7 protein-coding genes and 1 pseudogene are annotated in these 12222 nt (G+C 66.6%); 6 read left to right on the top strand and 2 right to left on the bottom strand.

Annotation, left to right across the window (positions count from 1 at the left end; all coding sequences use genetic code 11):
- Nucleotides 1-110 precede the first annotated feature (110 nt).
- A complete protein-coding gene (locus H6A21_RS07855; protein WP_204562195.1) occupies nucleotides 111-461 on the bottom strand; it encodes a hypothetical protein in 351 nt (116 codons plus the stop codon).
- A gap of 199 nt (nucleotides 462-660) precedes the next feature.
- On the opposite strand from H6A21_RS07855, the pseudogene H6A21_RS11320 reads away from it, so the two are divergent.
- The 3 genes and pseudogenes from H6A21_RS11320 to H6A21_RS07840 form a co-directional block, all read left to right on the top strand.
- Nucleotides 661-1125: pseudogene (locus H6A21_RS11320) on the top strand (AIM24 family protein); the annotation flags it as partial.
- Nucleotides 1126-1165: 40 nt separating this feature from the next.
- Nucleotides 1166-1408: an AIM24 family protein gene (locus H6A21_RS07845; RefSeq protein WP_204562194.1), complete on the top strand. Its 243-nt coding sequence runs from the start codon at nucleotides 1166-1168 to the stop codon at nucleotides 1406-1408.
- Nucleotides 1409-1586: 178 nt separating this feature from the next.
- The gene (locus H6A21_RS07840; protein WP_204562193.1) at nucleotides 1587-2090 is read left to right on the top strand and encodes a DUF2798 domain-containing protein; all 504 of its coding nucleotides are present in this window, start codon (nucleotides 1587-1589) and stop codon (nucleotides 2088-2090) included.
- A gap of 351 nt (nucleotides 2091-2441) precedes the next feature.
- On the opposite strand, the gene H6A21_RS07835 is transcribed toward H6A21_RS07840, so the two are convergent.
- A complete protein-coding gene (locus H6A21_RS07835) occupies nucleotides 2442-6875 on the bottom strand; it encodes an acyl-CoA dehydratase activase (RefSeq protein WP_204562192.1) in 4434 nt (1477 codons plus the stop codon).
- A 273-nt stretch (nucleotides 6876-7148) separates the two neighbouring features.
- On the opposite strand from H6A21_RS07835, the gene H6A21_RS07830 reads away from it, so the two are divergent.
- From H6A21_RS07830 to H6A21_RS07820, 3 genes are all read left to right on the top strand, one after another.
- Nucleotides 7149-8099: a nucleoside hydrolase gene (locus H6A21_RS07830; protein WP_204562191.1), complete on the top strand. Its 951-nt coding sequence runs from the start codon at nucleotides 7149-7151 to the stop codon at nucleotides 8097-8099.
- 57 nt (nucleotides 8100-8156) lie between these two features.
- A complete protein-coding gene (locus H6A21_RS07825) occupies nucleotides 8157-9071 on the top strand; it encodes a ribokinase (RefSeq protein ID WP_204562190.1) in 915 nt (304 codons plus the stop codon).
- Nucleotides 9072-9391: 320 nt separating this feature from the next.
- Nucleotides 9392-12022, top strand: a complete 2631-nt coding sequence (locus tag H6A21_RS07820; RefSeq protein ID WP_204562189.1) for an ATP-dependent Clp protease ATP-binding subunit — start codon at nucleotides 9392-9394, stop codon at nucleotides 12020-12022.
- Nucleotides 12023-12222: the final 200 nt, after the last annotated feature.

The raw sequence follows: 12222 nt of genomic DNA, 5'->3' as shown, positions 1-12222 counted from the left end.
GAGGGGAGACGCGGAAACCCTCCTGCAGAGAGGGGCGCCCTGAAAAGGGCGGCCGGCCGCTGCGCTTGCAACGGCCGGCCGCCTGCATTGATATGGATAGGAATGCGAGGCTACCGCTTCTTTCCGAACAGACCCCCGAGGCCCTCGGCGATACCTGAGAGCGGGGTGTTCTCGAGCACGCCGCCCAGACCCTCCGTGAGGCCGCCGGCGATGCCGCCGAGGTTCTCGGCGAGGCCCGACAGGTCGAGGTTCGACAGGTCAAGACCCTCGGGCAGCTCAAGGCCGCCGCCTGTGACCGTTTGCTTGATGCTGTCGACGACGCCGGAAAGGTCGGCACCCTCGAGGTGCTCGCCGGTGATGCCTTCGATAGCGGAGGCGGGATCGGAGATGAAATCCTTGATGGCCTCAGGACTGTTGCTGAGCGCGCCGGTGACCTGATCGGTAAGTGCTTTGATGTCCATGATGGTCCTTTCGTTATGAGCGGGGGCGAATCCGGACGATGAGACTATACCCGCATGGGTCGGTTTTTGAACACCGGCTCAACCGCCAGGTCAGGTACCTGCGGCGGGCAGGTTCAGCCCTCTCTTGTGCAAACCCCTTATGAACTACCAACACATATCTAACATATATAATTTTTACTATATAAAAGATTGATAGTATATGGATTGCGCGTATAGTGTGCCCCAGGCGTCGCGCGGGGACGGCGTGCGCGAGAAAGGGGACGCGATGCGGTACGAGATCATGAGCGAGGCCTACCCGGTGGTGGTGTGCTATCTCGACGCCGGCGAGCGGATGCAGACCGAACGCGGATCCATGGTGTGGATGGACCCGTGGATCGATATGACGACGGAGGCAGGTGGGCTCGAGGGCGTGCTGGGGCGCATGCTCACCGGCGAGCAGATTCTGCAGAACGTCTACACGGCGCGCCAGCCCGGCAAGATCGTGTTCGGATCGAGTTTCCCGGGACGAATCCTGCCGGTCGGCATCGCCCAGGGGCGTGATTTCATTGTGCAGAAGGAGGGCTTTCTGGCGGCTGAGGCGGGCGTGAAGGTGTCGCCCCACATCAACCAGCGCGTCGGTGGCGGATACTTCGGCGGCGAGGGGTTCATCATGCAGCGCCTGTCCGGATACGGAACGGTGTTCATCGAGGTCGACGGCGACCTCGATGAACTACGAGTTGGGGCCGGGCCAGCAGCTGGTCGTGGACACGGGCAGCGTGCTCGGGTTCACGGCGAGCGTGACGCTCGACATCCAGATGGTGCACGGCGCCATGAACCTGCTCTTCGGCGGCGAAGGGGTGTTCAACACGGTACTGACCGGCCCGGGGACCGTCTGGCTGCAGACGATGCCCATGAGCAGCATGGCGAACGCCCTGCTGGCGGCGATGCGCGCGAACAAGCGCCGGTAGGCGACTCGTCTTCACAAACAAAACGCTTACGAGGACGGAGAATCCTTGCTAGGCTAATCCATACAGCTGCTCACAACGGTACATATTCAGGCTGGCGTGCCCGCGCGAATCGGTACGCCGGCCTGTTTTGTTGTGAGCGGCGGTGTTGTGTAACCGTCGAGAAAGGACCTTCTAACACATGCCAACCAACAAGCGCGAGAGCCTCATCTTCACGATCATCATGTGCTTCTGCATGGTGCTCTGGATGTCCATCTACAACGTCGCGCGCGTGAACGGATGGGAGTTCAGCCTGAAAACGATCGTCGATGCGTGGGTCGGCTTCCCGCCTGCCTACATCGTGGCGATGCTCCTCGATGTGTTCGTCGCCAGCCGTTTCGCCAAGTGGTTCGCGTTCCGTTTCCTCGTGACGCCGGGCAAGAGCAGCCCGCGTGCCATCACACTCTCCATCAGCACGATGATGGTGTTCCCCATGGTGCTGTTCATGTCGCTCTACGGCGCCCTCGAGGCCTTCACGCATGTGGGCGACCCCTCGATGATCCTGCCCACGTGGATCGGGAACATCCCTTGGAACTTCGTGGCCGCCCTGCCGTGGAACCTGCTGATCGCCGGTCCGCTGTCGCGCTGGGTGTTCCGCCGCGCCTTCCCGGTGGGCACGGTCCTGGCCGAGCCCATCGCCGCATAGCGCCGCGCTGCGAATCAGATTCAAAAAGATATGCCGCTGGCATCGTGCAACCAACGATGCCAGCGGCTTTTTTCTATCGAGCAAACGAGAAGGTGCCACGTTCAGCACTTTTTTGGAGCCCTTCCCAGTAGACCAAGAGGTCACGACACCTGTAGCCATCATCCGCCAGGTTGAGCGCTTCAGCAAGAGCGCCGAAAGTAGGCCCTCGAGGATGTAAGGCAAGGAAACGCCGCAATCACAGGAGGGGCCCGGTTGTTTTTCGTTTGCAACATTCCGCAGCGCGAAGCGCGAGGACGTTGCAAACGTAAAGCCACCGGGGCCCTTTCCGTGCAGGTGCGCCTCAGGACGCGGCTAACCCTGCTCGCGCGCCTCCATGATGAGCATCTGCAAGCGGTTCTCGATATTCGCCACGCTCGTGTCGGGGTCGTAGTCGAGCGGCAGGATGGAGGCGTCCGGATAGCGCTCCTTCAGGCTCTTCACGATGCCGCGGCCCACGATGTGGTTCGGCAGGCAACCGAACGGCTGCAGAATCAGGAACGCCCGGCACCCGCGCTGCGCGTGGTGCAAGATCTCCGCCGGGATGAGCACGCCCTCGCCCGCGTCGAACGTATGGTGCACGATGTCGTCGCTTGCGCGGACGAGCTCGCCCATGCGCTCGGGCGGCTCGTAGAGCGGGTGGCGCCGCGCGATGCGGTCGGTTGCGGACTGGGCGAACTCGAAGGCGTCATCGGAGACCGCCCACTCGGTCCGCTGGGCGAGCGGCTTGTGGATGCCGTACTCGCGGACCTGTGCGTGCTTGTAGAAGTACGTCTTGCGGATGACGTCGGTCATACGCGCCTCGATGACCTCGAAGCCGTTGCGCTCGAGGTACAGCTCGATATCACGGTTGGCACCGGGATGGAAGTTCAGCAGGTACTCGCCCACGATGAGGACGCGCGGCCGCAGGTGGCTGCGGTCGTAGGCGACATCGGACATCACCTGGATGCTGCGCTTGAAGCCGGCCAGCCCGCCGCGCACGCCGTGGGTCTTGATGCCTTCCATCACGTGGTCGAGGGCGATCTCAAACGCGCGGTCCGCAGCGCCCGGCTCGAGTTCGTAGGGGCGGATCTTGCGTAGCAGCTCCTCAAGGGCGTCGATCATCGGCAGACCGTAGGCGATGCGCAGCGCCGTCGCGAGGCTCATCTTCACGCCGGGATGCAGGTTGTGGTCGTCGGTCGTGTCGTTGGTGATGATGGGCACCTGCGGGAAGCCCGCGTCGTCGAGCGCCTTGCGCAGCAGCGCCGAGTAGTGCGTAAGGCGGCAGTCGCCCACGTATTTCGCCATCATGACCGCGGTGTGGTCGAGGTCGTAGCGCCCGCTCATGAGGGCGTCGAGCACCTCGCCGATGACGATCTGGGCCGGGAAGCAGATGTCGTTGTGCACATAGCGCTTGCCGAGGCGGATGGCGTTTTCGCGTCCGAGGTCGAGCGAGACCGTTTTCAGGCCCTGCTTGGCGAAGGCGGCCGCCATGAGGCGCGAGAAGGCGTGCGACGTGTTGGGCACGAGCACCGTGTAGGTGGAGCGCTCGACCTTCGTGAACTTGACCGGATAGGGATCGGGCAGCTCACGGGCGTCATCGATGCCGTTATCCCCGCGGGCGCGGCGCATGCGGGTCGTCTCCAGAAACGAGCGCACGCGGATGCGCAGCGCGCCCTCGGCGGCACTCTCGTCGACCTTCAGCAGCAGCGGGCGCTTCGAGGACACCTCGCGCATGAGGCGGGCGGCCTCATCGGCCAGGTAGGCGTCGTGCCCGCAGCCGAAGCTCGCGATCTGGGCGAACTCGAGGCCCTCGGTGCGTGCGGCGATGAGTGCGCACGACAGGATGCGCGCGTGATAGTTGTTGGTGATATCCAGGCGGCTGCGCGTGAGGTCCACCTCGCGCATGCCGGGCACGGAGTCGGCGGTGAGCACGGGAACGCCCTGCTCGATGAACATGCCGGGCAGGTTGTGGTTCACGAGCGGGTCGGTCTGGTAGGGGCGCGCGGCGAGGACGACGGCGGTCGTACCCGCTTCCTGTGCTTGGCGCAGCACCTCCGCACCGCGCTGCTCGAGGGCATCCTGGAACGCCGCCTGGGCGCGGTCGGCGCATGCGATGGCGCGGCGCGTCGCGTCGGCGGGGATGTCGAACGTCGAGCCCAGGTACTGGACGAGCTGGCGCTCGCGGTCCTCGACGGTGTACCAGTGGAACAACGGTGCGTCGAAGGGGATGCCGAAACGGCGGGTGGGGTTGTCCGACGAGCGGATGACCATGGGGTAGCCCTTGACGACGGCGCACATCGATTCGGCTGTCGCCGCGGTGCCCTCGGGCGCCACGGTGGTGATGATGGGCATGAAGATGCGGTCGACCTTCTTGTCGGCGAGGTTGCGGATATGCCCGTGGACGAGCTTCGCAGGGAAGCAGACCGTGTCGGAGCTCACGGCGGAAAGCCCGCTCTCATACATCTTATGCGTGCTCATGTCGGACAGCACGACCGTGAAGCCGAGCGAGCCGAGCAGCGCCATCCAGAACGGTGCGGCGTCCCAGACGGCGAGCACGCGCGGGATGCCGATACGGATGCCGCTCTCGGGCAGGATCTGGTCGAGTTCCGGCTGGGCGAACAGCAGCTTCGTGCGCTCCTCGAAGAGGTTGGGCACGCGCGAGACGGTGGCGGCGGCGCGCTTGGCGCGCTCGCGGACCTCGGCGTCATGCGGGTCGCCGAGCACCTCGCCGCGCGAGCAGCGGTTGCCGGTCACGTAGCGCTCTCCCGTGGAGAAGCTGATGATGGTGCGCGCGCAGTGGTTCGTGCAAAACGGGCAGGTGACGTTGCCCTCGCGGGAGAAGGCGAGCTCGCGTACGGCATCAAAGCCGATGAACGAGGAGCGGGCGGCGCCCTGTGCTCGGTCGCCATCCTGTTCCACCTGCTCCTTGGCGAGCAGGGCGGCGCCGATGGCGCCCATGAGCCCGGGGTAGGGGCTGCGGGTGACCGTGCGGCCCACGTACTGCTCGAAGGCGCGCAGCACGGCGTCGTTGGCGAACGTGCCGCCCTGCACCACGATGTGCTCGCCGAGTGCATCCATGTTGGGCACGCGCACGACCTTCGTGAAGACGTTCTCGATGATGGAGCGGCACAGGCCCGCCATGATGTCGGCGGGGGTCTTGCCGTCGCGCTGCTCGGAGATCACGCTGCTCGTCATGAAGACGGTGCAGCGGCTGCCGAGCGCGGCGGGTTCGCTCGACGAGAACGCCGTGCGCGCGATGTCCGTGACCGGGATGTTGAGCGAGCGCGCGAAGTTCTCCAGAAACGAGCCGCAGCCCGACGAACAAGCCTCGTTGACGATGACGTCGGTGATGATGCCGTCCTCGACCCACATGGCCTTCATGTCCTGGCCGCCGATGTCGAGGATGAACGTCGCGTCGGGCTCGAAGGCGAGTGCGGCGCGGGCGTGCGCCACGGTCTCGACGGTGTGGTAGTCGGCGCCGAACGCGCGCGCGAACAGCTGCTCGCCGTACCCGGTGGTGCCGAGCGCGCGGACCTCCAGGGTCACGCCGCGCGCTGCGTAGGCGTCCTCGATCTGCATGAGCGCCTCGCGGGCGACGTCGATCGGTTCGCCCTGGTTGGACGAGTAGAACGAGTCGACGGGCACGCCGTCCATATCGAGCAGCACGAGCTTGGTGGTCGTGCTGCCGGCGTCGATGCCCACGAAGACGGGAAGCGTCGTGCCGCGCGGCAGGTCGGGTGCGACGATTGGCTTTAAGGCATGGTCGCGCACGAAGCGCTCGCGCTCCTCATCGGAGGCGAAAAAGGCCTGGGTGCGGGAGCGGTGCGAGCGCGGGGTGCGCGCCAGCGTGTCGAGCGCTGCGGCGACCTGGTCAAGGTTGCACATCTCGCCGCCCTCTCCGGTCGCGAGAGCCCGTTCGAGCCACAGGGCGGCGCCGCGGGCGACGATGGTCTCGGGGTGCTCGGGGATGATGACTTGGTCGGGGTCGAGCCCCAGACGCTCGGCGAACACGCGCACCAGCGTGCGGTTGAAGGTGAGCGGACCGCCTTGGAACACGACGGGGGCCTCGATATCGAGACCCTGGGCGAGTCCGCCGATGGTCTGCTTCACGAGGGCGTGGAAGGTCGACAGCGCGATGTCCTCCTTCGCGACGCCCTGGTTGAGCAGCGGCTGGATATCGGTCTTGGCGAACACGCCGCAGCGGCCCGAGATCTCGTAGACCGTCGTGCCGTGCGCGGCGAGCGATTCGAACTCCTCCGTGGGGACGCCCAAAACCGAGGCGATCTCGTCGATAAAGGCGCCGGTGCCGCCCGCGCACGTGCCGTTCATGCGCATGTCGTCCACGCGCGAGGCACCGTGGTAGGGGTCGGTCTTGAAGAAGATCATCTTGGCGTCCTGGCCGCCGAGCTCGATGACGGTGCGCGCCTGCGGGTAGAGGGACTGGACCGCAGCGGCACCGGCGACGACTTCCTGCACGAACGGGGCGCCGCAGGCCTCGGCGATCGGCGCGGCTCCCGATCCGGTGACGGCAAGTGCGCACGGGCGGCCGGTGAGTTCCGGCGCCACGCGACGGAGCGCCCGGGCGGCGCAGGCTGCCTGATGGGCATGGTGGCGCTCGTAGCTGGAACGGATGACCTGGCGCGATGCGGAGTCGATGGCGACGACCTTGACGGTTGTCGAGCCGACGTCGAGACCTATGAGGACGAGGTTATCCGAGGTGTCGGTCGGAGTCGTGGTAGTGTGCGCTTCGTGCTGGATATCGGGCATACGGTTGGGACCTGCGTACTTTCTCATACTGGCTGATACGGTGAAACTGACACGAAAACGATACCCAATCGCTCGGGAAATGTAAGGGGTTAGTACAAAAAATACTAAGGTACATGACAATCTGTCGAGCAGGGACGTCGAGCCGTCGGGGGGAGGGGTCCAGAATGGCGGCTGGCGCTGGAAGCCGCGCTGCGCTTGGCGCCGCGGAAGGGGATAATGTAAGCAGGAAATGACGCACGGGCTGCGAAGCCCTGTCGGCGAGTGGAGGTCGAGATGCCCAAAGACATCATCATCGATTGCGACCCGGGGCATGACGACGCGGTGGCGTTGCTGCTTGCGGTGGGAAACCCCGCGGTGAACCTCATCGGCGTGACCACGGTCGGCGGCAACCAGAGCCTGGACAAGGTGACGTACAACGCACGGGCGGTGCTCGAGGCCGCCGGCGCGCGCGACGTGCCCGTGCATGCCGGTTGCGCCCGTCCGCTCGTGCGCACGGGCCAGGTGGCTGCTGCCATCCACGGCGAGAGCGGGCTCGATGGCGTGGATCTGCCGCGGCCTACCCGGCCGCTCGGCGAGCAGCATGCCGTCACGTGGCTCATCGACGCCATCATGGCGCGCGAGCCCAAGTCCGTGACGCTCGTGCCCACCGGCCCGCTCACCAACATCGCGCTCGCGGTGCGCCTGGCGCCCGAGATCGTCGACCGCGTGCGCGAGGTCGTCCTCATGGGCGGCGCGGTGCACACGGGCAACTCGAGTCCGGTCGCCGAGTTCAACATCAAGACTGATCCCGAGGCGGCGCACATCGTCTTCAACGAGGCGTGGCCCATCACGATGGTGGGGCTCGACCTCACGCACCAGGCGCTCTGCACCGCCGAGGTCGAGGCGCGCATCGCCGCTCAGGGCACCGCGCTCTCGCGACGGGTGTGTGACATGATGGATTTCTTCCGGCAAGCCTACCGGAGCAACCGGGTCTTTGCCGACCCGCCGGTGCACGACCCGTGCGCAGTCGCCTACGTCATCGACCCCGGCATCATGACCACGCGCCGCTGCCCGGTCGATATCGAGCTTGCAGGTGCGCTCACGACCGGCATGACCGTGGCCGACCTGCGTGCGCCCGAGCCCGCGGCGGATGCGTGCGCCACCCAGGTGGCGCTGCGGCTCGACGTGGACGCGTTTTGGGATATGGTCGTGGACGCCATCGCGCAGGCAGGCGCGCGTAGCTAAAGGGCGCGCAGGCGATGCCCCGGTGTGGGCCCGGAGGTGCGGGAGAGGGAGGAAGCGATGTCGAAGGTTATCGTGTTCGGCAGCTTGAATATGGATCTCAGCATCGCCTGCGAGCGGATGCCGCAGGCGGGGGAGACGCTTACCGGCGAGGGCTTTCTGGTCAACCCCGGCGGCAAGGGGGCGAACCAGGCGGTCGCCGCGGCGCAGCTGGGCGCCCCCGTCGTCATGGTGGGAGCGGTGGGTGCCGACGCGTTCGGCGAGCAGCTGGCGGCGGGGCTTGCCCGGGCCGGCGTCGACTGCGCGCACGTATCACGTCTGAGCAGCGTGACGACGGGCGTCGCCGTCATCATCCGCAGCGCGGGCGACAACCGCATCGTGCTCGACCCGGGCGCAAACCATGCGCTCGCCGCGGCCGACGTGTCCCGTGCGCTCGACGAGGTCGCAAAGCCGGGCGACGTGTTCCTGACGCAACTCGAATGCGACGTGAACACGACCTGGGCCGCCCTTGCCTCAGCGCACGCGCGGGGCCTCTACACCATGTTCAACCCTGCGCCGGCGCGTGCGGTTCCCCGCGCGGCGTGGGCGAATGTGGACCTTGTCTGCCTGAACGAGACGGAGTGCGAGATCATCACGGGAACGCTTCCGGTCGACGAGGACAGCGCCTGCCGGGCCATGGAGCTGCTTGCAAGCTGGGGTCCCGAGACGGTCGCGCTCACCCTCGGCGCGAAGGGGTCGCTCGTGCTCTCTGCGGGAGAGCTCGTGGCGTCGGTGCCTCCCGCCATCGAGGCCATCGATACGACCGGCGCCGGCGACACCTATATCGGCGCGCTCGCTGCAGGTGCTGTGAGGGGGACGCCGCTGCGCGAGATCGTCGCCCGGGCGACCTGTGCCTCGGCGCTTGCGTGCACGCGCGTCGGCGCCCAGCAGGCGGTGCCCACGGCGGCCGAGGTCGACCGGGCGCTTGCACGGTGAGCTTGCCTGGGCGGGGCGCCTGCGGGAGCCGGTGACGGTAGCGTGCGGACGTGTCCGTCCCGCCTATCGCCTGCATCCGCCTCGCTAGCGTCCTTGGACGCGAAAGCCCGAGATGATCGCCGTATCCCCAAAGAACGCGGCGCCCTCAGGCGCTGAACTGCAATGTGGCGTTTTTCGGCAAGACCCTACTGCCCTATATGGAGAAACGCGCCCCTTGGCAGCTCAGATGCGTTTTTCGGTTAAGATAACCTAACTTTGGGTACAGGTTGTCGATAATGTACCAAAGGATCCTGATTTGTGAGCACGTAAGAGGTATTCGCATGTTAGATCGATTCACCGACCGCGCGCGCCGCGTCATGTCGCTGGCGAAGGAGGAGGCGCTCGCGCAGAACTCCACCAAGGTGGGCACCGAGCACCTGCTGCTCGCGCTTGCCAAGGAGCAGGAGGGCATCGCCGCCGAGGCCCTGCGCTCCCTCGAGATCAGCTACGACGACATCTTGGCGCAGCTCAAGGAGATCCGCACCACGGTGCCGAACGAGGATACGGAGGCCGAGGCCGCCAAGCTCGCCTTTACCCCGCGCGTCATCTCGGTCATGGAGCGCTCCTTCCGCCTTGCGCGCGAGAACAACCAGACCTATGTATCCACCGAGCACCTGCTCGTCGGGCTCGTCGACGAGGGCGATGGCATGGCCATGGACATCCTCATGCGCCTGGGCGTGTCCGCCGCATCGGTCCGCGCTGCCGTGGAGAAGCTGACCTCCAAAGATCAGAGCCGCAAGCGCCCCATGGCGGGGTCGGCATCGGGTCGTCCCGGCGCGGGGCTGCCCTTCTTCTCGGGCGAGACCGCGCGCGGCGAGGAGGAGAACGCCAGCACGCTCGCGCAGTTCGGCACGAACCTGACGCAGCAGGCGCGCGACGGCAAGCTCGATCCGGTCATCGGCCGCGACCGCGAGGTCTCCCGCATGATGGAGATCCTGAGCCGCCGCACGAAGAACAACCCGCTCATCCTGGGCGACCCCGGCGTGGGCAAGACCGCCATCGTCGAGGGGCTGGCGCAGCGCATCGCCGCGGGCGACGTACCCGAGAACCTGATCAACATGAATATCTGGACGCTCGATCTGCCCGGGCTCGTGGCGGGCGCCAAGTACCGCGGCGAGTTCGAGGAGCGCCTGAAGAACGTGATCTCCGAGGCCACCGAGGCCGACGACATCATCCTGTTCATCGACGAGATGCACACGCTCATCGGCGCCGGTTCCGCCGAGGGCTCCATCGATGCGAGCTCGATGCTGAAGCCGGTGCTCGCGCGCGGCTCGTTCCAGATCATCGGCGCCACCACGGCGGAGGAGTTCCGCAAGTACCTGACGAAGGACCCGGCGTTCGAGCGCCGCTTCCAGTCCATCGACATCGAGGAGCCGAGCGTCGAGGACACCGTCAAGATCCTGAATGCCCTGTTGCCGCGCTACGAGGAGCACCACCACGTGCGCTACACCCCGGCGGCTGTCGAGGCGGCGGCGAACCTGTCGAGTCGCTATATCCAGGACCGCTTCCTGCCCGACAAGGCCATCGACCTCATCGACGAGGCCGGCGCCCGCGCCCGCATCGCGAAGAACCGCGCGCCCGAGGCTGTGCGTGCGGCCGAGACCCATCTAGCGGAGCTGAAGGAGGCCGTCGAGAAGGCCACCGAGGCTGACGACATGAACCAGGCGGCCGAGCTCACCGAGCAGAGCCATGCGGCCGAGATCGCCCTGTCCGAGGCGCGTGCCGCGTGGAATGCGGAGATGGACGCGAGCCCGATCGTGATCGATGCGCCCCAGATCGCCGATATCGTCTCGGCGACCTCCGGCGTGCCGGTCTCCTCGCTCACCGAGGACGAGAGCCGCCGCCTGCTGGCCTGCGAGGACGTGCTGAAGACGCGCATCATCGGACAGGACGAGGCCGTGCACGCGGTGGCCAAGGCCATCCGTCGCAGCCGCTCGCCGCTCAAGGACCCGCGCCGTCCCGGCGGTTCGTTCATCTTCCTCGGCCCCACGGGCACGGGCAAAACCGAGCTCGCCAAGACGCTCGCCGAGTACCTGTTCGGCAGCAAGGACGCGCTCATCAGCTTCGACATGTCCGAGTTCGCCAGCGAGTACGAGGTCTCGAAGCTCATCGGCAGCCCCCCGGGCTACGTAGGTCACGAGGAGGGCGGTCAGCTCACCAAGGCCGTGCGCCGTCATCCCTACTCGGTCGTGCTGTTCGACGAGATCGAGAAGGCTCACCCGGACATCTTCAACATCCTGCTGCAGGTGCTCGATGAGGGCCGTCTGACCGATGGCCAGGGCAAGACCGTCGACTTCCGCAACACGGTCGTCATCATGACCTCGAACGTGGGCGCGCGCGAGATCGCCCAGGACGCGAGCGTGGGCTTCGGCACCACGGGCGAGTCCGGCCTCACCGCGGGTGAGATCAAAAGCCGTGCGATGGGCGAGCTCAAGCGCCTGTTCAGGCCTGAGTTCCTGAACCGCATCGACGACATCGTCGTGTTCCAGAAGCTCACGGGCGACTCGCTCACCAAGATCGCCGAGCTGCTCGTGGACGACCTGCGCCAGCGCCTCATCGCCAACGGCATGAACATCGAGCTGACCGACGCTGCGATCGCCAAGATCGTTGCCGAGGGCACCGACCTCACGAACGGTGCCCGTCCGCTGCGTCGCGCCATCCAGCGCCTCATCGAGGATCCCTTGAGCGAGGAGCTGCTGGCGGGCGAGTGGCACGCGGGCGACACGGTGCTTACCGATGTGGTTGACGGTGCGTTCGTCTTCAGCCACGGCACGGGTGAGATTCCCGCGCCGCGCGGTACCGGTGAGCTCGGCGGCTCCTTCGAACCCGCACCCAGAAGCGGCGGCGGTGCCCCGGCGCTCTCGAGCGGCGGGGCGGGCGGCGTTGCCCAGGCGGGAGCCGGCACCCGATAGGCGGGGGTTTGCGCATAGAGCTCACGCACGCATGTTGAGGCGGGCGGTCGTTTCTTCGGGGCGACCGTCCGCTTCGCGTACTCGCGCGCGTAGCGCCTCGGCAGGGCATGGGGCGTGCCGTATCGTTTCCGCGCGCGGCGATGGGGCGCGCAGGCGCTTGTGCCGCGTCCCCATCGCGTCCCCGGCGTCAGAATCGGGGT

This window comes from Collinsella tanakaei (genome assembly GCF_016902615.1).
Lineage (GTDB): Bacteria > Actinomycetota > Coriobacteriia > Coriobacteriales > Coriobacteriaceae > Collinsella > Collinsella tanakaei_A.
Note: the sequence above shows the minus strand (reverse complement) of the source record. Positions and strands in the feature narration are given on the sequence as shown.

Coding starts and splice junctions, on each gene's coding strand:
- H6A21_RS07855 (WP_204562195.1), bottom strand. CDS start 461: ATGGACATCAAAGCACTTACCGATCAGGTCACCGGCGCGCTCAGCAAC.
- H6A21_RS07845 (WP_204562194.1), top strand. CDS start 1,166: ATGAACTACGAGTTGGGGCCGGGCCAGCAGCTGGTCGTGGACACGGGC.
- H6A21_RS07840 (WP_204562193.1), top strand. CDS start 1,587: ATGCCAACCAACAAGCGCGAGAGCCTCATCTTCACGATCATCATGTGC.
- H6A21_RS07835 (WP_204562192.1), bottom strand. CDS start 6,875: ATGCCCGATATCCAGCACGAAGCGCACACTACCACGACTCCGACCGAC.
- H6A21_RS07830 (WP_204562191.1), top strand. CDS start 7,149: ATGCCCAAAGACATCATCATCGATTGCGACCCGGGGCATGACGACGCG.
- H6A21_RS07825 (WP_204562190.1), top strand. CDS start 8,157: ATGTCGAAGGTTATCGTGTTCGGCAGCTTGAATATGGATCTCAGCATC.
- H6A21_RS07820 (WP_204562189.1), top strand. CDS start 9,392: ATGTTAGATCGATTCACCGACCGCGCGCGCCGCGTCATGTCGCTGGCG.